22 protein-coding genes and 1 riboswitch are annotated in these 24,510 nt (G+C 46.7%); all 22 genes read right to left on the bottom strand.

Annotation, left to right across the window (positions count from 1 at the left end):
* Positions 1-67: 67 nt before the first annotated feature.
* Entirely contained in the window at positions 68-1,771 is a 1,704-nt protein-coding gene (locus tag DW091_RS01195) for a phospho-sugar mutase (RefSeq protein ID WP_118517207.1), read from the bottom strand.
* Positions 1,772-2,026: 255 nt separating this feature from the next.
* The gene (galU, locus tag DW091_RS01190) at positions 2,027-2,902 is read right to left on the bottom strand and encodes a UTP--glucose-1-phosphate uridylyltransferase GalU (protein ID WP_058693351.1); all 876 of its coding nucleotides are present in this window, start codon (positions 2,900-2,902) and stop codon (positions 2,027-2,029) included.
* Between the two features lie 17 nt (positions 2,903-2,919).
* Positions 2,920-4,242 carry a nucleotide sugar dehydrogenase gene (locus tag DW091_RS01185; RefSeq protein WP_158577800.1) on the bottom strand — a complete coding sequence of 441 codons (1,323 nt, stop codon included), beginning with the start codon at positions 4,240-4,242 and terminating at the stop codon, positions 2,920-2,922.
* A 180-nt stretch (positions 4,243-4,422) separates the two neighbouring features.
* A complete protein-coding gene (gene rpiB / locus DW091_RS01180) occupies positions 4,423-4,872 on the bottom strand; it encodes a ribose 5-phosphate isomerase B (protein ID WP_058693349.1) in 450 nt (149 codons plus the stop codon).
* Between the two features lie 136 nt (positions 4,873-5,008).
* Positions 5,009-6,046, bottom strand: coding sequence for an L-threonylcarbamoyladenylate synthase (locus DW091_RS01175; protein ID WP_118517205.1), 1,038 nt, complete (start codon positions 6,044-6,046; stop codon positions 5,009-5,011).
* A 16-nt stretch (positions 6,047-6,062) separates the two neighbouring features.
* Positions 6,063-7,496 carry a nicotinate phosphoribosyltransferase gene (locus DW091_RS01170; RefSeq protein ID WP_118517204.1) on the bottom strand — a complete coding sequence of 478 codons (1,434 nt, stop codon included), beginning with the start codon at positions 7,494-7,496 and terminating at the stop codon, positions 6,063-6,065.
* 249 nt (positions 7,497-7,745) lie between these two features.
* Positions 7,746-9,587 carry a diguanylate cyclase gene (locus DW091_RS01165; protein WP_118517203.1) on the bottom strand — a complete coding sequence of 614 codons (1,842 nt, stop codon included), beginning with the start codon at positions 9,585-9,587 and terminating at the stop codon, positions 7,746-7,748.
* Positions 9,588-9,977: 390 nt separating this feature from the next.
* Positions 9,978-10,853, bottom strand: a complete 876-nt coding sequence (locus DW091_RS01160) for a type II secretion system protein (protein WP_118517202.1) — start codon at positions 10,851-10,853, stop codon at positions 9,978-9,980.
* 35 nt (positions 10,854-10,888) lie between these two features.
* Positions 10,889-11,773, bottom strand: a complete 885-nt coding sequence (locus DW091_RS01155) for a type II secretion system protein (protein WP_118517201.1) — start codon at positions 11,771-11,773, stop codon at positions 10,889-10,891.
* 16 nt (positions 11,774-11,789) lie between these two features.
* Positions 11,790-13,058: a prepilin-type N-terminal cleavage/methylation domain-containing protein gene (locus DW091_RS01150; RefSeq protein WP_118517200.1), complete on the bottom strand. Its 1,269-nt coding sequence runs from the start codon at positions 13,056-13,058 to the stop codon at positions 11,790-11,792.
* Complete coding sequence (locus DW091_RS01145) at positions 13,058-14,290, bottom strand: hypothetical protein (RefSeq protein ID WP_118517199.1); 1,233 nt, start codon at positions 14,288-14,290, stop codon at positions 13,058-13,060. The genes DW091_RS01150 and DW091_RS01145 overlap by 1 nt, the downstream gene beginning before the upstream one ends.
* Before the next feature lie 33 nt (positions 14,291-14,323).
* Entirely contained in the window at positions 14,324-15,220 is an 897-nt protein-coding gene (locus DW091_RS01140) for a prepilin-type N-terminal cleavage/methylation domain-containing protein (RefSeq protein WP_158577799.1), read from the bottom strand.
* A complete protein-coding gene (locus tag DW091_RS20395; RefSeq protein ID WP_207665233.1) occupies positions 15,192-15,344 on the bottom strand; it encodes a hypothetical protein in 153 nt (50 codons plus the stop codon). The genes DW091_RS01140 and DW091_RS20395 overlap by 29 nt, the downstream gene beginning before the upstream one ends.
* A gap of 367 nt (positions 15,345-15,711) precedes the next feature.
* Complete coding sequence (locus DW091_RS01135) at positions 15,712-16,521, bottom strand: hypothetical protein (protein WP_118517197.1); 810 nt, start codon at positions 16,519-16,521, stop codon at positions 15,712-15,714.
* Positions 16,518-18,065 carry a pilus assembly protein PilM gene (locus tag DW091_RS01130; protein ID WP_118517196.1) on the bottom strand — a complete coding sequence of 516 codons (1,548 nt, stop codon included), beginning with the start codon at positions 18,063-18,065 and terminating at the stop codon, positions 16,518-16,520. Before DW091_RS01130 ends, DW091_RS01135 begins: the two co-directional genes overlap by 4 nt.
* A gap of 16 nt (positions 18,066-18,081) precedes the next feature.
* Positions 18,082-19,242 carry a type II secretion system F family protein gene (locus tag DW091_RS01125; protein ID WP_224168720.1) on the bottom strand — a complete coding sequence of 387 codons (1,161 nt, stop codon included), beginning with the start codon at positions 19,240-19,242 and terminating at the stop codon, positions 18,082-18,084.
* Positions 19,243-19,357: 115 nt separating this feature from the next.
* A complete protein-coding gene (locus DW091_RS01120) occupies positions 19,358-19,711 on the bottom strand; it encodes a four helix bundle protein (RefSeq protein WP_118517194.1) in 354 nt (117 codons plus the stop codon).
* A gap of 98 nt (positions 19,712-19,809) precedes the next feature.
* Entirely contained in the window at positions 19,810-20,583 is a 774-nt protein-coding gene (locus tag DW091_RS01115; RefSeq protein WP_118517193.1) for an A24 family peptidase, read from the bottom strand.
* Between the two features lie 155 nt (positions 20,584-20,738).
* Positions 20,739-21,197, bottom strand: a complete 459-nt coding sequence (locus tag DW091_RS01110) for a type II secretion system protein (protein ID WP_118517192.1) — start codon at positions 21,195-21,197, stop codon at positions 20,739-20,741.
* A 191-nt stretch (positions 21,198-21,388) separates the two neighbouring features.
* Positions 21,389-21,613, bottom strand: coding sequence for a type II secretion system protein (locus tag DW091_RS01105; protein WP_118517191.1), 225 nt, complete (start codon positions 21,611-21,613; stop codon positions 21,389-21,391).
* 325 nt (positions 21,614-21,938) lie between these two features.
* Positions 21,939-22,361: a prepilin-type N-terminal cleavage/methylation domain-containing protein gene (locus DW091_RS01100; protein WP_118517190.1), complete on the bottom strand. Its 423-nt coding sequence runs from the start codon at positions 22,359-22,361 to the stop codon at positions 21,939-21,941.
* A gap of 179 nt (positions 22,362-22,540) precedes the next feature.
* Positions 22,541-22,634: riboswitch (cyclic di-GMP riboswitch) on the bottom strand.
* A gap of 277 nt (positions 22,635-22,911) precedes the next feature.
* Positions 22,912-24,180, bottom strand: a complete 1,269-nt coding sequence (locus tag DW091_RS01095) for an O-antigen ligase family protein (RefSeq protein WP_158577797.1) — start codon at positions 24,178-24,180, stop codon at positions 22,912-22,914.
* Positions 24,181-24,510: the final 330 nt, after the last annotated feature.

The following is a 24,510-nucleotide window of genomic DNA, read 5'->3' as shown; positions in this document are numbered from 1 at the left end:
TCCCGAAAACAGTCTTTTCGGGATTTCTCAGCTCGTTTTATCCTCAAACTTTGTACTCACCCAGGCCTTAAGCCTCAATGATTTCATTCACAGCTTTTTTCAGAATTTCCATTTTTTCCTCTGCCCGCTCACGGCTCTTGCCCGTGACCGAGTAGTAAACCTTCAGCTTCGGCTCAGTGCCCGAAGGTCTCAGGGCATACCAGGAATTTTCATTAAAGACAAATTTGAGCACGTTGGATTTAGGCAGGTCGATGGCGGATTTCTCCCCACTGGCCAGATCCAGGCTTTCTTTAGACTGGTAGTCGTTGTAGATCACCAGCTTTTCGTCCGCAAAGGCGTCAAAATGGTTGGCGCGGAATTTTTCCATGATGTTTGCAATCTGCTTCTTGCCCTCGATGCCCTCCAGCGTCATGGACTGGATACCCTCGATAAAATAGCCGAATTTCTGATACAGCCCTTCCAGAGCGTCGTACAGGGTCATGCCCTGTTTCTTATAGTAATCGGCCATCTCACAGACCAGCGCGGAAGCCAGTACCGCGTCCTTATCGCGGGCGTAGTTGCCTGCCAGGTAGCCATAGCTTTCTTCATAGCCAAAGGCAAAGCTCTTTTCGCCAGTCTTCTCATATTCGGTCATGTGTTCGCCGATGTATTTAAAGCCGGTGAGCACATCCACCACCTCAGCCCCGTTCGCTTTGGCCACAATGCCGCCCAGCTCACTGGTGACAATGGTCTTGATGACCACCTTGTTGTCCGGCAACCCGGTGCGGGTCTTGAGGAAGTAGTCCACCAGCAGCGCGCCGGTCTGGTTACCCGTAAAGACCACAAATTCACCCTCGGCGTTGCGTCCGACCACGCCCACACGGTCGCAGTCCGGGTCGGTGCCGATAATGATATCCACATCGCTGGCTTCTGGCATTTCCATGGCAATGTTAAACACCGACCGTTCCTCCGGATTCGGGTAAGAAACCGTCGGGAAATTGCCGTCCGGCTGTTCCTGCTCTGCCACCACGGTCACATTCTTATAGCCCAGGTCGTCCAGCACACGGCGCACCGGCACATTGCCGCTGCCGTGGATGGGGGTGTAGATCACCTTTAAGTCACTGCCCGGGTTGGCCTTTACCACATTTTCGACCGCAGCGGCGTAAGCGTCGTCCACTTCTTTTCCGATGATCTGGATCATGCCGTCTTCCACAGCGGTCTGCATATTGGCCAGTGGAATATCAAAATAATTGTCGATTTTTTCAATTTCAGCCACCAGTTCGTCAGCTGCCGGAGAAACCATCTGGCCGCCGTCGGGGCCATAGACCTTATAGCCGTTATACTCCTTTGGATTGTGAGAAGCGGTGATGACGATCCCGCCCGCAGCGCCCACATGGCGCACTGTGAAGGACAGCACCGGCGTCGGTCTCAGGCTCTCAAACAGGTAGGCCTGAACACCCATGGCCGCCAGCACACGCGCGGCGGTCTGAGCGAATTCAGCCGATTTATTTCTGGAGTCAAAGGCGATGGCGACACCCTTTTCAGCATTCTTAGGGTCTGTCGCCAGCAGGTATTTTCCCAGTCCATAGGTCGCCTTTGCCACAATATAAACGTTCATCCGGTTAATGCCTGCGCCGATCTTGCCGCGCATCCCGCCAGTGCCAAACTCCAGGTCCTGATAAAAACGGTCCTCGATTTCACCCTCGTCAGTCATTGCTTCAAGCTCGGCGCGTAAATCCGCGTTCAGCTCCGGATAATCTTTCCATAATTGATATACTTCTTTGTAGCCCATTGTGTTCCTCCTTATATGATTTCGATTGATTGATTTCGGTTACATGGTCTTATTATACCCGAAATTCACTGTCTGCTCAAATAAAAAATAAATTTTTACAAAACAGACTAAAAAAATGGAGAATGCAGAATGGAGAATTGAGAATTACAGGAACAAAACGGCAAAGCCCTTTTGATTTAAATCAATTTTGTCAAAGACAAAATTGGCCCGATAATTCTCCATTCCCCATTCGCAATTCTCCATTCCATTAAGTTTCTACTTTTGATCGTCAAAGTAACTTTTTAAATACTTCATAAAGCGTTCCTCAAGCCCCGGTGTGCGCAGGCCGTACTCAACCGTGGCTTCCAGAAAGCCCAGCTTGTCACCCACATCGTAGCGGCGGCCCTTAAAGTCATAGGCCAGTATGCGCTGCTTTTCGCCCAGGGTTTTCAGACCGTCAGTCAGCTGGATTTCGCCGCCAGCGCCCTTTCCGGTATTTTCCAGAATATCGAAGATGGCCGGGGTGATGATGTAGCGGCCCAGGATCGCCAAATTGGAGGGCGCGGTGCCGATGGCCGGTTTTTCAACCATATCGTCCACCTCAAAGATGTCCCCGGTCACAGGCCTGCCAGAGACAATGCCATATTTATCCACCTGGTCGTCCGGCACAGTCTGCACGCCGATCACAGAGGCCTGGTACTCGTCAAAGACCTCGATCATCTGTTTTAAGGCAGGCTTTTCCGGGTTGTATACAATATCGTCCCCCAGCACAACGGCAAAGGGCTCGTCACCCACAAATTCTTTGGCGCAGAGCACTGCGTGGCCCAGTCCCTTGGCCTCCTTCTGGCGCACCGTAAAGATATGGGCCATATTGGTAATGTCCTCAATCATCTTGAGTTCCTCGGTTTTACCCTTCATCTGCAGGTTAAACTCAAGCTCGGGCACGTTGTCGAAATGGTTGGTAATGATGTCCTTGTTTCTGCCTGTGATAATCAACACTTCATCGATGCCAGAATCCACAATCTCCTCAATAATATACTGAATTGTCGGCTTATCCACAATGGGCAGCATTTCCTTTGGCACGGATTTGGTGACAGGCAGAAAACGGGTGCCCAGGCCCGCAGCCGGAATGACCGCTTTTTTTACTTTCATAATTCCTCCTCTGATGCTTAATGCATCCCTAATCCATAGTATTTAAAGAGCTGCTTAACCTCCTTGCGCTTCACAAAAAGGTTCTGCAAATCAATGAGTATCTCACCCTTCATTTTTTCCTTCAGCAGGTTTTCGTCCGTGGCCCGGGTGTTTGGCCATTTGGTCAGCACCACCAACGCGTCGGCGCCCTCAGCCGCCTCGTAGATATCATCGCAGAAGGTAATGGCGTCCTTTTCCTTAAACAGCCGCCACTTTGCCTGCTGGTAGCCGTCGGGATTGTAAATCCGCAGACAGGCTTCCTTTTCCACAAGGCCTCTTATAATGTCCAAAGACGGTGCCTCCCGGAGGTCATCTGTGCCGAAATCCGGGGCCAGCCCCAGAATACCAATGGTTTTTCCGCCCACGCCATCCATAATGTTTTCAATTTTCGCCACACATTTCTGCTTCTGGCATTCGTTGGCTGTGATGGCGCCCTTCAGAACCTCAGCGGTTTCGTCTGCTTCCTCGGCAATGCGCACCATGGCGCGGGCCGTCTTAGGCAGAATGCTGCCGCCGTAGCCCGGCCCCGGGTCCATGAGCTGGGGTGAAATCCGGGAATCCTTGCCCATGATCCGGGTGGTCATGTCCACATCGATATCCAGCTTTTCACACAGCATGGCCAGCTCGTTGATATAAGCGGTCTTCACCGCGACCAGGCCGCTGATGGCATAATCGGCCATCTCCACCTCTGCCGGGGAGGCGTCAATGATTTTATTCATCACAATGCCCGTCTCACGGTACAGGTTCCGCACCTTTTCGCGGGCTTCCTCATTATCCGCCCCGATGGCCACAAACCGCGGACGCTCAATATCCTTCAAAAAGCTGCCGGCCTTGGCAAAGGACGGGGAGGACACCACGTCAAAATGGATATCCACCTCGCGCGCATCAAGGGCTTTCTGAATCGTCTCCTCAATGACCACTGACGAGCCCGGCGGCACACTGGATTTTAACACCACAATCTTGGGCTCCTCCATCTGGCTGCCGATGCTCTGGGCAATGGCCTTTACAAACCGCAGGCTTGGCATGTGCGCGTCATCCTCAGGAACCTCACAGGTAATGAAAATGACCTCTGCCTCCTTGATAACCTTGCGCAGATGGCCGGTAAACTCCAGATTGTCGGTGGCCTCAGCCTCAGCCACCACCCGTTCCAGTCCGGATTCATAGCCGGGAAATTCGCCTTCTTTCACGGCATTGACAATTTCTTCATCCATGTCGGTGCAGTAAACCTGATGGCCGCCGCGGGCAAAGGAAGCCGCGTACGCCAGTCCCAGAACCCCTGCGCCTATTACACTAATGATCAATTTACTCTCCTTCAAAAATAAACACCGCTCTTTTCAGCAGTATTTAGTGCTTTATAAATGATATACTTAATATCAAATTATAACATAAACACCGTTAGTTTTCCATTAGAAATTCTGATTCACAGGCATAGAAAAAGCCTCCCAAAATCCTGAAAAGGTATTTTAAGAGGCCTTATGGTTTTATTTATCGTATTTTTTCTCAATATCACTGATCATATCGATCCGGCGCTGGTGGCGGCCACCTTCAAACTCAGTGTGCAGCCAGGTCTTGACAATGTTCTTTGCCAGGTCGTCTCCCAGAACACGCCCGCCTAACACAAGCACATTGGAGTCGTTGTGGCGTCTTGTCATCTCAGCCATGTACTCGTTGGTGCAGAGCGAACCGCGGATGCCGGGAACCTTATTTACCGCAATGGAGATGCCTACGCCCGTACCGCAGATGGCAATACCCCGGTCATATTCGCCGCTGGCCACCGCCTCGGCAACCTTCTGCCCATATACCGGATAATCCACCGATTCCGCTGTTTCAGGCCCCATGTCTGTATAGTCAACACCTTCTTCACGAAGCAATGCCATGACAACCTGTTTCAGGTCAAACCCGCCGTGATCCGATCCAATTGCTAATTTCATTTGAGTTCCCTCCGATTCGTTTTTGTTTATTATATCATACTTTCTTTATTTTAACGATAGTAAGGATAGAGAAACTTTGTAAAAGTAATAGGGACAAAACCAACCCGTATCGTGGCGATACGGGTTGGCTTTAATTTCATATAAAATGGTACCCTCCGGCCTTATACAGCCGGTTGGCAAGGGCCAGGGTGTCATTGCCGACTTCGATGTCCTCGGCGTAGATTTTCTCAATACCCAGGTCGTCAAAGGTGCGGAGTCTGGCGAAAAGGTTGTGGCTCATTTCCTCCGGGTCCTCCCGGCTGCCCAGGGAGATGATAATGCCCGAATGGTAATTGCCCATGGTCTCATCCGTTGCCAGAATGCCGATTTTCATTTCCTCGTGCTTCTTGATATGGCGGTTGATTTTCTCAACCTTTTCAGCGTCTGTGCCCTTCACAATGACCAGATCACCCTTGGGGGAATAGTGGGTGTACTTCATCCCCGGGGATTTGGCCTTTTCTGGGATCACGTTTCGGATGGCGTTTGGCGATACCTGCACCCTGCCGATGACGGATTCCAGGTCCGCCACGGTCACACCGCCCGGCCGCAGCACTGTCGGCGGCTCAGTCGTGGTGTCCACCACCGTCGATTCCAGGCCGACCTCTGTATCCTCCGACACAATAATGGCCGAAACGCGGCCCATCATATCCTCGATCACATGCTCACTTTTCGTGGGGCTTGGCCGTCCCGAAATATTGGCGCTGGGCGCCGCGATGGGCACGCCAGCCGACTTGATCAGCCCCAGGGCAATGAGGTTTGAGGGAAAGCGCACCGCTACCGTGTCCAGCCCGGCAGTCACGATCTCCGGCACGCCGCTGCTCTTGTGCATGATCAGCGTGAGAGGGCCGGGCCAGAAGGCGTCCATAAGCTTTCCGGCTTTTTCAGGCACCTCGGTCACCAGCTTCTCAAGGTCGGCCCGGTCGGCGATGTGCACGATGAGCGGATTATCCGCTGGGCGTCCCTTGGCTTCAAATATTTTTTTTACGGCGTTTTCATCCAGGGCGTTGGCCCCCAGGCCGTACACCGTCTCTGTGGGAAAGACCACCGTCTCTCCCTTGGCGATCAGTTCCCCGGCTTTGGTCAAATGGACCACCCCCAGCAGGGGGCTGTCTGTCTTAAAAAGTTCTGTTTTCATAAAAATACCTTTATTTTCACTCTGCCTCGCTCAGCAGCTGCTGCTTCATGTCCCAGAGCGGCTGGGAGAGGTCTACGTGGTAAACATGAGGGTTTACCATGCGCTTGAAGGCAGGCCACAGGGTTTGTTTTTCCTGCACGAGCCTGTCGTGAATTTCGCGGATGGACGGTTTCTCATACACGCATTTCCCATCCACAAACACCGGTTCCAGCAGCTCTTTCACGTAATAATCCGTAATGGTGCGCTTTTTCCAGGTGTGCATGGGGTGGAAGATAGTGAGCGGCTGGCTTTCGTCAATGGTCTCAGATTCCAGGGTCATCAGGTCGGCCAGAGCCATGTTGTTGCTCTTTCCGTAGATCCGGTAAATTTTCTTATAGCCTGGATTCGTGATTTTCCAGGGATCGTTGGACACCTTGAGCTTGGGCTTGCCATCGATTTCTGCCAGTTTATATACCCCGCCGAGGGCCGGGCAATCATAGGCAGTGATGAGCTTGGTGCCAATACCCCACGAATCAATCTTAGCGCCCTGAAGCTTCAAATCCTTAATCAGGTATTCGTCAAGGTCCGAGGACGCGCAGATGGCCGCATCCTGAAGGCCCGCCTCATCCAGCAGCTTGCGGGCTTCCGCGGTCAGGTAAGCCAGGTCGCCGGAATCGATGCGGATACCGTATTTTCCGGTAATGCCGCCCTCTGCCAGCGCCTTTTTAAAAACCTTGATGGCGTTGGGCACCCCTTGCTCCAGAGTGTTGTAGGTATCCACCAGCAGGATGGCATTCTGCGGATTATATTTGACAAACTTCTCAAAAGCTTCCAGCTCTGTGTCATAGCTGAGGATAAAGCTGTGAGACATGGTTCCCATGGAAGGGCGGTCCAGCATGGCTTCGGTTTCCACCACCGAGGTGCCCACACAGCCCCCGATAACGGCTGCGCGCGCACCGAAATAACCCGCCTCTGTGCCATGGGCACGCCGCAGGCCAAATTCCATGACCGCGCCGCCCCGGGCTTCCTCCACAATGCGGGAGGCCTTGGTGGCGATCAGCGTCTGGTGGTTGATGATGCTCAGAATCGTCGTCTCCACCAGCTGAGCCTGTACCAGCGGCGCCTTGACCCGGATAATGGGCTCAAAGGGGAAAAAAATCGTCCCCTCCGGCAGAGCGTAAAGCTCTCCGGTAAATTTAAAATTGCGCAGATAAGCGATAAACTTATCTGAAAATTCCGGGTGGTTTTTTTTGAGAAGCTGGACATCCGCCTCTTCAAAGGCCAGCCCCTCGATATATTCTATGACCTGCTCTAAACCCGCGGCCACAGTGTAGCCGCCGCTAAAGGGGTTGTTTCTGATAAAAACATCAAAGACAGCCATCTCGTCCTGTTTGCCGTCCTCTACATAAACGTTGCCCATACTCATCTGATACAAGTCGGTCGCGAGCTGGAGTTTCCGTTCAAACTGCATAAGTCTCTCCTTTACCACACATCGGTTTATCCGTTTTTTCGATAATGCGTGTTTCATTCTCTATTGTAGCACTTTAGCCCGTTCAAATCCAATTCTTTTTCAATGGAGAATGCAGAATTGAGAATGGAGAATTATAAGAACGTTTTAGCCTTTGGCAAAAACGAGTGAAATAACGCCAATAGGCTGTCATCCACATCAAAATGCAACTGCATTTTGTTCCTTTAATTCTCCATTCTCCATTCTCAATTTTCAATTTTTCATTGTATAGACCGCGTATTGGTTTTTACCCTTGCGCTTGGCCTCGTACATGGCCTCGTCCGCGTGGCTGTACAGACGCTCAAAATCCTTTTCGCCGCTTTCAGCCACCACTACGCCCAGGCTGCAGCTCACATACCGGTCTCCAGTCACCGGAATCTGGCGGAAATCCGCGATCAGCTCCCTGGCCCGCTTCAGGATCGCCTCACGGGTGCCGGCGTTTCTCAGAAAGACGGCAAATTCGTCGCCGCCGATACGGCCCACCACGTCCGAACTCCTGAACAGGCGCAGTAGACAGGCCGCAATGTCCCGGAGCACCTGGTCGCCCACACCGTGGCCGTAGGTATCGTTGATGCCCTTAAAATCATCGATATCCAAAAGGAAAAAGCCGTGGCAATAGGTATCCCGCTGCTCATTTTTCAAAATAAAGGTGATCTGTTCCTCGGTAGCCTTTTTATTGTAAAGATTGGTCAGTGAATCCCGGCTGGCCTGGTTCATGAGCTGGACCTCCCGCTTTTTCCGGGTATCAATATCCTCGATAAGCCCCATGATACGGCGCACATTGCCCTGCTGGTCCTTAATGCCCGTCAGGCGCACACGACACCAGAAAATCGTGTTGTCCGCGCGTTTCATGCGGTATTCCTCCTCGCCGTGGCTCAGCCCGCCCCGCACACTCTCCAGAAAGCCTGTAAAGGACAGCGATTCCGGCGCGTCCACAATGCCGCCGTTCTCAATAGCATCGAGCCCCGGCGTATAGCCCAGCTGCTCCTGCCAGCCCTGGGAGCAGGCCAGGGTATTGCCTGCCAGATCCCATTCAAAAAACAGGGCGTCCATATTTTCAAGCAGCACACGGTAGCGTGCGTTATCCATGCGGGACAGCTCCTGACGCTCTTGTTCCCTGCGCTCATTTCTCCGGTGGTTCACAGCGACATAAACACCCACAAGCGCCAGTGCCAGGCCAATCTTAGCGCAGAGGATCAGCGCCATCTGGCTGATGTAATCCGCCTGCTTCATGATCACGCGGTCCGGCACCATGGTCACCACGTACCAGTCGTTGATGGTGGTAGGCACATAGCTGAAGCGCCAGGTTTCATCCCCGTTGCCAAAGGAGGCATAACCCTGCTCGCCGCGGCGCATTTTCTCCCGGATCGTCTCCTGGGAGTCGCCGTCCATTGACCATTGCTGCACCTCGATGGCGCCTCCCTCCGGCAGCAGAATATAGCTGCCGTCCGGCTGCACCACATAGGTCATGCTCTGTCCGCCGAAGACCTCCATGTTCACCACATTGCTGAAGGTTTCTGTCAGGTACGAGCCTGAGAGCACGCCGATCACAGCGCCGTCTTTGTAAACCGGCACCGCCACAGCAAAGCCCTCTTTTCCCGAATGCTTCGAAATCAGCAGATTCGAGACCGCATCCTCGCCGCCCATGGCCTTCTTAAAGTATTCACGGCCGCTCAGGTCCTGCTCGGCACCCGTGGACGTGTAAGCCATACCGTTTGACTGGATAAAGGTCATCCGGTCAAAGGAATAATTGTCCCGGCCAAGGCCCAGGTTGCGCATGATCATCTCCGGATGGTCGACAGAACCGTCCTCTACCATAATGGCCGCCAGGCTGTGTAAAAAATCAAAATCCCGCTTAATCTGTGTTTCCAGAAGCAGAGCGCCCTCCTGGTTCATCTCACGCAGGGTCTGCTCGGCATTTTCGTGGACCGATAAGCGGATGCGCTTGGTAAAATCAACAAAGGAGGCCGCAATCAGGAAAACAATCAGAGCAGCAAACAAAACGTCCAGGACAATGCGCTTGCCCGTTCGTTTGACTTTTTTCTGATCCTTCATAAAAGCAACCCCCTTTTATCTGCCAGTGCTTTCTATAATATTCTATTACATTTTATCACAATTGCTTCTCCTTTACAAACCATACTCCCCCTGAAAAACACACAGCTGGTGTGAGCTTAAGATACCGCTGCAGGCTTCAGTGTTTTCGGGATTTCGAGATGCAGTTTTGTGACAACAGAATCCTTTTTACCCAATACTGCCTTATATAAAAGCGGATTGATCCTGTAGCGCGCAGCCATTGGCCGCATCTGTGCTAATGCCAAATCTATTAAAGAAGACTACCCAGTAGATACGGAACTTGGGGAAAGCGAGGAATAAAAAACAGGAGATATGCTAAAGGAACGTATCTCCTGTTTTTGGAAACTTGATAAAAATCAAAAAGAATACTTCTTATTCTACTTTTTCAAAACCTTTTTCTAACAACCATTTATTCAATTCGTCTTCATGGTTAAATCTTGTTCCACCGGATGGGCCTGCAACACTAGTTGTTGCCGCTTGACCATTCCACGATTTTTGAGTTGAACGATAATATACACCATTCACTTCTACAATATAAGCCGCCCAATTTCCTTTGGTCCCATCATTTTTATCATTCGCAAAATTAATATAGGTTGGTTTCCCACCAACTTCTACAGTAAGAGGTCTCCAGTATAGTTCCGAAGGATTTTTATAAAGCTTTTCCTGCCAGTCCTCTCCAAAAATTGCCTTTAAGTCAATTTCATCAACTGATAATAATGCGTTATTATTTTCTTTATAAAATTCACTAATAAATTTTTCCTGCTCACTAGGTTTAAGGCCTAATGCTTCCAAAAGCTTGTCCGCCAAACTTTTTGTTTTATCCAAATTCGGCCGTGATGAATTCTTATCATGATGCACACTACATGGCACTTCTTTCAAACGATAATATCCGTTTTCAAATTCAAACCTACATTCTGCCAGATTATACTCTCCACCTGCCGGACAAACACCTTTAGCGACATTATTTTCTATTGTTGCATCACCATAGCTGTTTTGAATTGCCTTTGCTAAAATAGGAATCGCTTCTTCTCTGGTTATTGGCAATTTTTCTGTCGCCTGGGTCTGATAATAACGCAGGCAGTCGCTCCTAGCTGATTCACACAGCTTTTCTTTTGAGTTTCCGACAAAGCCTAACATGGCCGGGATCGTAAAGGCTGCAAGGATAGCGAGGATCACGAGGACGATAATGAGTTCTATGAGGGTAAAACCATTTGTTTTTTTATATACATGAATTCTTTTGTTTTTCATTCTATTCCCCCCTCAATAGATAACATAGTATTTATTCAATAACTTACTTCCGTCCATTTAGTATTAGAAACGTTAATTACATTCATTTGTACTGGTGGATTAGTGCCAGGCATTATATCCGTTCTTACTTGCGCTGTTCCATAATAGTATTTTTTTGTTCCTGTATTATATTTTAAAACTTGAAATTCTGTTTTTTCTGGTAAATCATCAATTTTTGTTTCAGTCCAAAAAATATTGAATCCCCATTCTCCATTGTTGTCAGCTTTATCGCCTAGTTTGTATATTCTCCAGCTAGATGTTTCTGTAATATCAATGCCGATTTCCGCCAACATTTTTTGAACCTCGGGAGCATAAACAGTCCCTGTTGAATCAATATGTGATGTTGGCCCTCTGTCTTTAAAATATGTATATATTTTATTTGTCTTATCTTCTAAAGCCTGTGACAAAGTGTGAATTCCAATTAAAGATACATTTTTTTCACTTTGAGAATGGTCCTTGTATGTGCAAGCAACAGAAATTTTAGTTTCCCCTTCATGGGCTCCCTTTTTAAAATATATTATATATTCGCCCCCTCTAGGACAAATTCCTTTATAATACTTTATTTTTTCAGTACCTGTTTCATCTTCATCACCAGTTATAATGTCACTTCCATCGCTGTTAACTGCACCGTAATTTTTCATTATATTATCGACAATTGTAAAGCTCTCGTATTTTTGAGGTTCTTCTATCCCTTTATCAATAACCGCATCTACATACAACCGCTCAACATCCGATATTTTACTTCGGCAGTCTTTTGTATATGAATCTTCAATAAAACCCAAAAGAGAAGGAATCGTTAAGGCTGCAAGAATGCCAATGATTGTCAGAACAACAATTAATTCAATCATTGTAAATCCATTACTACACTTTTTCCTCAACATTATCGTCCTCCTTTAGTTATTCTTCTATCCTTATCCAAGCTTCTCCATTTGGTACTTCCACCATTGTAGAAATTTCATGTTCTTCAATAAAATTCCAAACTCCTTCATATTCCTTTTCTTCTGTTGTCACTGTTCTCCATGGTTTATTTGCTATTCCCAATTGGCTACCTTTTGCTCTAAAACCATAATACCATGTATCTGTCTCAAAATTATGAACAAGACTTACATTTTGCCAACCATACTTTTCTGAAACATATACGTAACATGATCCATCATTAGGCCCTGCTCCGCCAAGACAAATAAAAGCTTGCATCTTCAACCCTTTAATTGATAAAAAATCTTCTAATGTCCTATAAGATACTCCCATTTTTTTTGAATATTCTTCTATTTTTCTATCTGTTTTTTCTATAACCTCTTTTGGAAATCCTTCAAAATCAGGAAAAGATTGTGTGCTTTGCTCATGAGTCGGATTGATTATATATGGTTCACCATGATAATAATACTGACCAACATATCCTCTTACATTATCATTTCCTTTCGAATTACTCGTTGGATAAATTTTTCTATAATTTTCAGGAAATTCATCAAGTTTATTTTTTTTAAACATATCATATGTATAGAGCATTTGTTCCCTTAATTCAATTGGCGAATAAACTGTTGATAACTTTGTCTCTGTATCAAAAGAAATAATAGGGTCCACAAATCCATCCTCTGCAATTTGGTTATTAGAACCAGTCTGTATTATTTTGCTACTATTATTAGCTAAATTTATATTTTTAATAACTTCACTTACAGAATAAAGAATATCGTTTTCGCCTGAATGTTTAACGGTTATAGTTAGGCTTAATCGCATATCATCCAGTACTTTTACATTATATGATACAATATATAAGCCATAATAATCTTGCCCAAACAAATTTGTTTCCTGATAATTTTTATCGGTATCCTCTTTCTTAGCTAACATTAAATCCCCATTATCATCTCCTGTCCCAATATACATTTTTTGATTGTATTTTGGTGTTGGCTGCGGATTTAAATTTTTGTTGATTATCTCCAATTTTGTGGCATATACAATTTTACGTTTCATATATTTAAAAGTATTATCTCCAATTGACTTTTCGGTATTTTTTACTTCCGTTTCTGTAAACATCCTGTTACCAAAAAGCAGATAATTACTAGCCACTACTAAGACAATCGAAAAGATGGCAAGAGTGACAATAATCTCCACCAAAGTAAATCCATTGCTATCACTCTGCAATTTTTTAAAAAAGCGATAAAAAGACATTAACTTCCATCCCTTTCGTATTTATAAATATCCCATTGATCAACCATCAAGCCATTTTCGGAAGGTTTTCCCATCTGTTTATAACCACTTAGTGGCAATCTTGAAGGTTCAGAACTGCTTCCATCTTTGCTATATATGATACTTTTAGGAATATAATTTTCATTATTAATATAATAGACTTCTACATCTTTCCCACTGCTATTTTTTACAATAGCAGCTTTTGTATTTCCTTCGTTGGAAGCAGCACTTGCAGCGTAAACATAAAAAGGATAAGGTGCTGTTTCAGGTTTATTAGTAGTATCTGGACTGCTTAATGCCTTTTCAAATTCTATTTCTCCTCCACCTTCTATGTAGATGAAAATATCGGGGCCATAATAATAATTCCAGTTTTCCCAATTAACCGAGTTTTTGCTGGTACGTTCTGTATTTGCCTCCATAGCTGGCAGAAAGATATAACCCTCAGGATGTTCAAACCACTTATCAGCAGCGTTCTCATTAGTATAGCTTAAATCTTCTATTGCTAATTTTGCGCCATCTTCTATATAAATAAAAATTGCTTTTTTCTCGGTATTTTCATCCTTTGCAACTTGTATAGTTCCTTTTAAATCTTGCCCTTTTTTTACTTGATAAACAGCAACATCAATATCAGGATACTTTAAACTATCATTTTTTCCTAAAATATAATATTTGCCTTTTTTCTTTTCAGGCATATCACTTGCCCAAGCCTTTGATGGCCAATTTGTTCCATTATTTCCAATTTTCCGGTATGCCCATAACGTTACCGTTTCGCTATCTTCTAGCTTTGTTTTATCATTTCCCTTATCATCTTTATATGTTACTTCATTTCCAGCTTTTGCTGTTAGCTTGGCCATTCCTTTGCTCATGGTTCCTGTCACGTTACAGGTTTTCATCGCAGGAACCTCTGAAAATATGTTTTTAAATTCAATGCTCTTCTTTCCATTCACCAAATTAGCATTTAAATATCCGTATAAAGATCCTTTTTCATCGCTGTCTTTTGGATATCCATTCAACTGAGAATAAACAGCATCAACACCAGACCGTGCTGTAAAGTATGCTTGATTAAAATTGTTATTTTTAATACTACGATTGTTCATAGATAAGGCCACCCAACCGATTGCCATGCCGAGGATGCCAAAGATTAGGCAGATTACCAAAACCCAAACAAGGGCCGAACCTTGATTATAACCTTGATTATTTATTTTATGTTTCATAGCAATACTACTCTTTCGTTTAATGTCCCATTTCTATAGCTTTCCGATGCTATCCCAAACATACTTAGGAATTTCTGGCTGATCTATCTTCTCACTAATTATTACTTCATTTGTGTTATATCTGACATTGGTAATATTCCCTTTTAAATTCACTGGTTCTTTCTTTTCAATAGTGATTTCCCCCAATGAATTTTTATTCCGACCCAACACAAAGAAGCTATAGTTTTTATCAAACTTTCCTAACTCTACCTTTGAAGTATTATTTTCTAAAATAATAAATATATTTGGTGGATACGCTGGTTCTTCTTGTTTATTCAAACTCAAAGTAGAGTTTGCTTTGACATAAATATATACATCCCCTTTTGTATTATTTTTTATTTTCAAACCATGGTTTCCAGGATTCGTTTTTCCATCTATATAGGAATAGAACGGTTTATCATCACCGCTACCAGCCTCTCCCAACTTGCCTCCGCTCTCACCATTTAAATGTATCCAATCATCAGGATTAATTGGTGGCGGCGTTGGTGTCGTCGGTTCTGGCGTTGGCACAGTTGGTGTCACAAGAGCCTCCGTATCTGGCTCAAACATCTTTAACGACATATCGATTTTATCATTTGCTTTTGCCGTCGTTGCCGTAATCAAAGTTCCTGAAATTTTATAGCCATCAAATGTCAATACTGTATTTTCATCCTTAGTGACACTGGTTATATCCTTTAATCCTTCCATCTGCTCAAAGGTCGTACCGGAAACATCCAATCCACTTGCATTCTTCTGACTCGCATCCTTGATCGCCTCACTATTCCCCATAACCTTCAGCGCCCCATTAAACCCGGTAATCAAAATCGTAGCCGCGATCGCAAAAATCGCGAAGGCCACGATCACTTCCAGCAGGGTCATGCCTTTATTGTCGAGCTTCCATTGTTTCTTCATCCATCCGCGCTCCTTTCCGGGCTTTGGCTGTGTTGCCAGTGGTGCTGGACCGGTAAATTTTACCGGCCGTCGTCTCATCGCTTCCCAGGACGTAACGTTTCGTTACCGCCCCGGACTTTTTCATTTCCTGATCACAAAACGGGAAAGCAGTTGATAGTTGGTAGTTGGTAGTTGACAGTTGAAGTACAAATTTTCCTGTGGAAAATTTGATTAAAATCAAAATGCCAAAGGCATTTTGTTCCAAAACTATCCACTATCCACTGTCAACTATCCACTAAATCCCTTCCGTTCTCTGATCAAAAAACAAAAACAATCCCAAAATCCCCTCCCGAAATCCCGAAAACTACCTGGCGCAGTAAGTTTTCGGGTTTTCGGGAGGTTTTATCAATAGAGAATACAGAATGTAAAATTGAGTATTAAAATCAAATGCGCTGGACGCATTTGTTCCGATAATTCTCCATTATCCATTCTCAATTCTCAATTAATCTTTTTTACTCTTCCACATTGGCCGCAGCGGCGCCTTTATCGACCATATACACGTTAAAAGTCACACTGACCGTGTTGGCGCCGGAGCGCAAATTGGCGATGGTATCGGCGCTCCCTGAGCCCGATGAGCTGCCTGAGCCGCTGGTGCCTGGGCTCACGTCAAAGGCGGTGATCTGCATATCGGAGCGGCCATTGACGGTGTCTAACAGGTTTTCAAACTGGCCGATGTTTCCCTGGATGGTCATGGTGACGGTTCCGATATAGATACCCTTGATGGTGGGCTCGGTGGTGGTGGTCGTGCTGTTTTCGTCGGCGGTGGTATTGCCCTCCATTTCGGCCAGATCCTTCATCGCCTGAGCCTCGGTGGTAGTATCGGAGGACTCGGTCGTTCCGGTATCCTCATTCTTAAAGGTGTCGATTGTATCGATCTTATTGGCGGTAATGGCGAGATCCTGAGCCTTAAATCCCTCGTCCACCACCAGGTTGGTGATGAGGTTATCCAGCTCGTCGTTGGTCATACGCTTTTCATAGCCTTCTTTTTTGGCCGAGAGATCTGCCGCCGCGGCCTCCTTGATCTTGCGGTTGGCAGGCAGGCTGGCAATGGCCATCTCCATTTCCTGCTGCTTAAACTCGGCCTCGCTCCGCTTCTCGGACAGGGTCTGATATTTATTGATCCCCGGAAAAAACACCAGGTACAGAGCGGCCATAATGAGCAGGGCCATGCCTAAAATATAGAGCAGTCCCTTTTCACGCTTGGTGAACTCATAGTTGATGTTCAGCTTGATATTGGGCTTTTTAAATTCTGGCTTTTTCATTGCTGGGTCACCCCCGGTTTCAGGTAAGCCACCACAGAGAAGCCGTAGCTGTCTGGCGTGGTGACGGTTTCGGTTTTGGGTGTGGTCACAGTCTGTCCATTTGGCAGCGTGGTCGTGGTGGAGCCGTTGGTCACCGTGGAGGTGCTGCCCTCATTCAGGCTGTACCCCTCATACTCGATTTTGCTGAACAGACCCGTGCCGTTCAGCTCGCTGACATAGGCCGCCGCTGCAAACTCGTTGGGGGCAGTGGCCGTAATGCTCAGCCCGCCGTTCGTCCAGTCATAGCTCAGAGCGCCCACAGTGATGTTATTGCCCAGGTTAAGAGCCTGGTAGACCTTATCGCTGTTAATCACCGGGTAGGTCTCCATGGCCTTGCGGTTAGTGTCCAGGATACTGGTCTGGCTCTGGATGATCTTCAGGGCACTGTCAAGCTGCTGCGCCTCGGTGTACTCCGACACGTTGGCAGGGTCGTTGATATATTTATCGGCCTTTTTAAGCGCCTTGTCCACGTTGTAGTTCATGATAGTAAAAAACGTAAAGCCAATGACCATGACCGCCACCACCACCAAAGGCGGAATGGCCCATTTGTTCTTGATGGAAAAGGACCGCTGGGGCTTGAGGGCTGTCTTATAGCTGGTCAGCAGGTTGACATCGTTCTTTTTCTCAAAGAAGAGAGACGCGGGATAAAAATAGTCCGACAGGAGAAAATCATCGTCAATGCTGAAATTTTCCTGAATATTCCCGGTATTCTCCACCGCATAGACCGATACCTCCGTATCGTCCACATACGCCTGCAGCCGCCGAATCTCGTCTCTGGTCAGCCCAGCGTAGTAGGCCTTGTCCAGAATATATTCGGATTTCTGGCTCTTGTTAAACTGTACCAGTGAGGACAGCTTAGAGGCCATCTCGATGGTAAAGGCCTCGGTGCCGCGCTCTGCCATGATTCTGGCCTGGCTGGAGAAAGTATACACACCATTTTCGAAAAGGGCGTACATGAGATTATTGCCGTCCAGTATGTTAATGGCAAAGGTCTGACTGTCGTATTCGCTGGTTGCCTCCACATAATTGATGGTGGCGTTCAGAGCAGTGTCGATGCGTCTGAGCTTAATGCCCGCTGTCTCAAAAAGACGGATATAGCTCTCCAGCACCTCCCGCTCCACGGCGCAGCAGAGCATGTTCGTGCCCTGTTTTCCGCGGATACCGCTGTAGTCAATGATCAGGTTCTCAAAATTGGTGGCGTCCTCAAACTCGTGGTGGGACAGCTCGGTGAGCTCCTTTGGCGTCATTTTAGGCACTGCCACATTCTTATTCACAATCAGGCTGGAATTGATGACCAGATTGGTATTGTGGAAATCAATATCGCCTTCCTCATCGGCCTGGTCGATGGCGTCAAGGAGCATATCCTCGTTGGTAATGACCCCGTTGATCATGGCCCCTGGCCCCATCTCCACGGTCAGGTGCTTTGAAATGGACAGCTTGCCGTTGCGCACATCCCCCTGGAGTATCTGAATGGCATCGCTGCCTAAATAGATGGTTGTCTGCATACTCTCTTATATCCCCCTAACCGATGCTCTGATAAAGTGTGACAATCGGTACCATAACGGACAGCATCACTGTCCCCACGATCACAGCCATGATAATAATCATTACTGGCTCGATGATCGTAACCATTCGCTGTATGGCCATCTCGGAGTCATAATCATAGGAATCCGCAATGGAATCCAGCATGGTGTCAAGATTCCCGGTCTCCTCACCGATAAAGATGGTGGAAACCAGCTTCTTATCCATGCCGTCAATGCTGCCGATGGCCTCGGACAGCGTGTTCCCGCTGCGCACCATCTGGGTGGCCGGGCCAAACTGTCCCTCGATATACTTATTGCCCACAATGCTGGCGCTGATGTCCATGGCATTGATCATGGACAGGCCGCTAGAATACAGCGAGCTCAGCGTCCTGGCAAAGCGCGCGGTGTAAACAATCTTAATGAGCTTGCCCGCCCAGGGCAGATGTACCTTCATTTTATCGAAGCGCAGCCGGAAGGACGGCACCCCGAGAAGTGTCTTGAAGGCCCCAATGGCGATGGCCACCCCCAGGAGCAGCCAGTACCAGTTGGTGGTCATAAAATTGGAAATCCCAATGACCATGACCGTGATCCCCGGCAGCTGGGCGTCCATACCCTCGAACAAGTCAAAAAACTGGGGCAGGATAAAGGTAAACAGCCCAATCACCACCACCACTGTAGCCACTAACAGCACAATGGGGTAGATCATGGCGTTTCGGATCTTGGTGTGCAGGCGGTGCTCCTTCTCATAATACAGCGCCATCTTGTGCGCCGTCTCGGCCATCTGGCCGCTGGACTCACCCGCCCGAAACATGTTGATGATAAGCCGAGGAAAGGAGCCGTGGCTGTTTTCCATGGCCTCTGACAGCGTGATCCCCTGCTGTACTTCACGGTAAAGGGCCTTATACACCTTGGCCACATTGGGCTTGATGTTACGCTCCATCATAATGGAAAGCGCCCGGATCACTGTAATCCCCGAGGCCAGCATGTTCTCAATCTCCCTCGAGAAATCCGAAAGCTCCATGTTCTTCATCTTGTAGGCTTTCTTTTCCGTATCCACCTCACGGCACTCAAGCAGAAATTCATCCTTTTCCCGCAAAGCCTTACGCAGCGTGCTCTCGTCAATGGCGTCCGCCATTCCATTTACTATTTTTGAGTTCATGTTTTTTGCTTTATACTTAAACTTTGGCAAAGTTCGCTACGCTCCTTTTCCTGAGGTTGAAGGTGGAAGGTGGAAAGTGGAAGGTTCAGGAACAAATTCGCTTTGCGAATTTGATTTATATTTTTTCCTTAGTGGTCTTAACAATATTGGAGAGTGTTTTTTCAATGATAACACACTCTTTATAGATACCTTCACTCTTTTCTTCAGTTAAATAACCTGTTGCTATTAATAATTTAATCCAATATTTTGTCTCAGAAGCTTCCTTCAAAGCAATGCTCATTTTGGCTAAAAAGTCTTTCTTACTCTGCGCCTGCTGCGCTTCTGTAACATTTGCGCCAATGCTTGTACCACTTCGCAAAAGCTGTTTTGACAATACAAATTCTTTATGCGTTGACGATAAAAACTGATAACACCGTATAATACGAACGGCAAACTGAAAGCTCCGATCCACTATTTTTTCATCCGCCATGCAGGCCTCCCGCATCTTTAGCGGCCAAAGGCCGCAATCCAATCAAATTTTCTTTTGAAAATTTGTTCCAAAACCTTCCACCTTCAACTTTCCACCTATTAAAGTCCAAAAAAATCCAAATACCAAAAGATAATCTGCATTCCCCACAGCATGGATACCAAAATCCCCCCCGAAAGGTATGGGCCAAAGGGCATGTGCTTTTCCCCGCTCTTGCGGATAAGCTTGATGGCGCCGGCGATGCCGCCCAGCACCAGGCCGATAAAGGTGGCCAGCAGGGTGCAGGGCCAGCCGAGGAGAAACCCGGCCACAGCCATCAGCTTGACGTCGCCGCCGCCAAAGCCGCCGGGGATAACCAGGGATAACACCAGCATGGGGACCGATATGACAAACACACCGATTACCCGGGAAATAAGGCTGGGCTCCAGAAATACAAAATAGCTTGCCGCCGCGGGAATGATCAAAGCGATGACCAGACCGTTCGGAATGGTCATGGTATCGAAATCAATGAGGGTAACCGCCAATAAAATGGCCGCCACCGCAAACCCAACCACAGCCTGAAAGCCAAAATCGTAGTGCCAGGCCATGAGCAGGGCCAGCAGCCCGCCGCACAACTCCGTGAAAAAATACCGCGGCGCAATCTTCGCCCCGCATTTCCGGCATTTTCCCCGCAGCCAAAGATAGCTGAGCAGCGGGATATTATCATAAAACGCAATGGGCTTGCCGCAGTTTGGGCAAAAGGACCGGCCCCTGGCAATGGAAATACCAATGGGCACCCGGTAGACCACCACATTCAAAAAGCTGCCAATCATACAGCCAAAGATAAAGACAAAGGCATACAATACAAAATAGATTAAGGTTAAAGAATCTTCCAAAGATGAACCTCCAGGCTTTTTAGTGAATAGTTGATAATGGATAGTTGATAGTTACGGAACAAATTTGCTTTGCAAATTTGATTTGAATTCAAAATCACAGAGTGATTTTGTTCCTTAACTACTCACTATCAACTATCCACTGCTATTATCATTCGCTACTTGACGTCTGTTTCTCCTTTGTAGGCTGAAACTTCCTTCCCGTCAACCACAACGCGCTTTCCTGGTTCAATTATAACATTGATGTTATTTTTAATCATCTCAATTTTATCAATGGTACCGTCCCGGTTGTCGTCCACAATGGTCAGCTTTGTAACCCCTTCGTAGATGTTGTCCGGCCCCACCAGATCCCGAAGGTCGTTCGCGTCTGGTATGCGGTAGGGGTTTTCCGCTGTTTCGGCGGATTTAAACTCTGTGGCCCGTATCTGAGCCGCCAGGTAGATGGTTCTGGCCTCGGCAATAGCAGCGTCCTTTTTGGCGTCATCGATAAAATGGAGGTACCCCGGAATGATGAGCACTGCCAGCAGGGCAATGACCACAATAACGGTGATGAGCTCCATCATGGTGAAGCCAGAGGGGCTTTTGATGAGAATTTTAAGTTTGCGGCGAAGGGTCATGGGGGCACCTCTTTTTTCAATGGAGAATTGAGAATGCAGAATTGAGAATTAAATGTGCAAATCCGCATTGCGGATTTAATTCTAATCAGTTTTGCCTTTAGCAAAATTGTTCCTGTAATTCTCCATTTTCAATTCTCCATTCTCCATTGATTAACTTTTCGGGTTTTCGGGATACGGGTTGGAGGGTTATTTTATTTTTGTGACTTCGGCGGAGCTACCGCTTGCGCTGCCACATAAACCTCTCTGGCTTCTACAATGGCGGCTTTTCCTTTGGCGTCCTCCACAAACCCCAGCATGGCAGGGATGGTAAAGGCGGCTAAGATGGCCAGAATCACCAGTACCACAATCAGTTCGACCAGGGTAAAGCCCGAACGGGACTGCGCGCTGTTCTTTAATCTTTGCTTTAGAAAATTCATTTTCCTGCCCCCTGTTCAGAAAATCGGAATCCTGCTGTGCCATTCTTTATTCTTCATTTTCCACTGAAAAACCCCTCCCGAAATCCTGAAAAGCAGTTGATCGTTGATAATGGACAGTTGATCGTTACAGAACAAATTTGTTCCATAACTATCCACTATCAACGATCAACTGTCCACTATATTTAGTTTTTTCTTTCGGCAATAAAAAAAGCGCCTGAGAAAATGGGAGAAAAGGCCGGCTGCGGCGCTGCAAGCTCGGCCTTGATTATTTACTTTTTTAAAAAGCAACAGGTATATCTTTATTTTTTACTAAACATTTATCGTTTTAATCTTTTTTAATTACTGCATTGCCCCCGGATACTGTTTCATCAATCGTAACTGTGAATCCACCGTCTTTATATTCTACTTTTGCTATTCTCGAGCCATCACCTACTGTAATAGTCCACGTAGCACTTGCGGGGATATCGCTGTTTAATTTATCTTTTACAGCAGTAGCCGCTGTACTAGTGTCACTGCTTTTAATCACGAAAGTATCCGCAAGTGTTTGTTCTGTAGCTACAGTCTGTCCTGCCAAATATACTTCTCTTGCTTGTGAAACATAAGCTTTACCTTTTGCATCTTCAATAAACCCCAACATCGCCGGAATCGTGAATGCCGCTAAAATCGCCAAAATAACCAATACTACAATCAATTCTACCAAAGTAAAACCTTTACGGTTTTTCTTCAGCTTGTTAATCATCTGAATCATTTACATCTCTCCTTTTATGTTCTCTTGTTTACCTTTAAATATAAACCTTTATTTTAACCGTCCGCGCCATGACGGTTATAAACATTGTCATTACCTGCCCCAGATGTCCTTTTTGTTAAAGGCTGCTCAAAAAATAAAAACAGCCGGAAACCAAACAGGGGTTTTCGGCCATCCACCGTTTTGGCAGCTGGCTGTCATATCGGCCTGGAGCTGCCGACGTAGACCCTGTAGTTTTGCGCCACGGGCTTTCGCGCCGCTTTGCCTTTTGAACAATTCTATTCTACAACTGATTCGGACATTTGTCAAGAACTATAAAAACCAGTTACTTTTAAATATTCTAAAAGGTTCATGTCATTCACCATTAATACAGGTTTGTACACTTTTAAAACCATACAAATCTGCATTTTTCGCTTTTCTTATAGCTATAAGTTATTATAAATGCTGTTTCATTTACCACCAACATTAAACTAATGGTAAAAACAGCACAATTTGAGTAAAACACTCAATCTTTTTCAAAATTTTTTCAATTTTTTATTTCCTTAAATCATATTCAAATTTGATGGATTTTATTGCTCAACCGCACCATTATTCCGCAAAATATCCAGAAAACAGGCGCCACGGTCACCACAGAGATGTTGAAACAGGAAGCGGCCATATAAGCGGCCACGCTGCAGACAAGCGGTATAAGCATGGGAGACTGCCGCCAGCTTTTAAAGCCCTGGTACAGCGTCGTCCCCTCAAAGGCCAGATAAATGAAAGCCGCAGGGATTCCGCTGCTCACAGCAATGTGCAGGTACTCGTTATGGGCACGGTCGATGACCAGGTGGTGTCCGGTCACCCTTACAATATCACGCTCAAAATACTGGCCCATCACCTTGCCCAGGGTCTCAATGCCAAAGCCAGTCAGGGGACGCAGCTTGATAAGCTCTAGGGTTTTTGACCAGATAAAAAGCCGGTATGATCCGCCCTTTTCCCAGTCGTTTCCCTTGATGATCTTCGACAAATCCGTAAAAACACTGAGAAACCGCGCGCCAAAACCTGTATTCACAAACAGGAAAATAAAGGTTAAAAGCACAAACACACCGCTCGCCACTGCGAAACGGCAGCGGTTTTCTTTTTCTCTCAGCAGAAACATGCCCAGCAGCACATACCCCAGAAAGCTGCCAATCCAAGCGCCGCGGGTATTGGTGCACAGCAGGCAGAAATAGACCAGCCCGCAGGGCAGAAGGTAAGCCCTTGGCCCTTTGATAAAGGCGTATAAGAGAATTGGCAGCGCCAATGTCAAAAATGAGCCCAGAAAATTAGGGTTGCCGATGGTAGCATAGGATGCGCCTGGGCCGCCGTACATTAAAGGGTCCTGTGGCTGAAAATCCAGCCCAAATTTCTGAAAGATGCCATAAACAGCCACACAGGATACGCCCACGGCGTATAACCGTACATGCCAGCGCTTAAAGGTATAGAAAAAAGCCCCCAGCATCATTAAAATACCATAAAACAAAATAGCGGAGTAGCTCTCCAGCCGAAAGGATCGCCCCTTAAGCGACAGCATGATATCCGTCGAAAAGGGAAGCGTGACGGTTACGCACAACAGGTACAGCAGCACCAGCTTTACCGGCAGCGGTATTTTAGGCTTCTCGCTAAAATATGCGGTAATGGGCCGCACATATAAAAGCAGCAGACCAAAAACCAGTACCTCAATGGTCATCAGCTTTGGCATATACAGGGTATCGCCAAAGGGCGGCACAATGATCAGCGGCACTGCCCCGGCAATAATGGCCAGTACTGTGGAGACTGCTGTTTGAAGTTCGAATTTTCTCATTGTTTTCCTCAACATCTGTTTTTTAAATTGTAGCATATTTTATTCATAAGCACCTCTTGAATTGTCAATTTTATATCTCTGCTTGCTACACCCCGCTAAAGGCGGATCTTTCTCAAGCTTTATTTGCTCAATTTACGGGTATTTCTAAAGAACCGTAGAAGCCTGGAAAGCTGGGCCCAACACACCAAAAGGCGCCGGCGGTTATTGCCGGCGCCTTTTCGGGATTTCGGGATGTGTTTTAAAGGATTTATTTAATCAAATGTGCAAGGCACATTTGCACCTGAACTTTCCACTTTCAACCTTCAACTTTCAACTAAACAGTCCTCTTTT

Origin of the sequence: Eubacterium sp. AM05-23 (assembly GCF_003477535.1) — a bacterium.
Taxonomy (GTDB): Bacteria; Bacillota; Clostridia; order Eubacteriales; family Eubacteriaceae; genus Eubacterium; species Eubacterium maltosivorans.
Note: the sequence above shows the minus strand (reverse complement) of the source record. Positions and strands in the feature narration are given on the sequence as shown.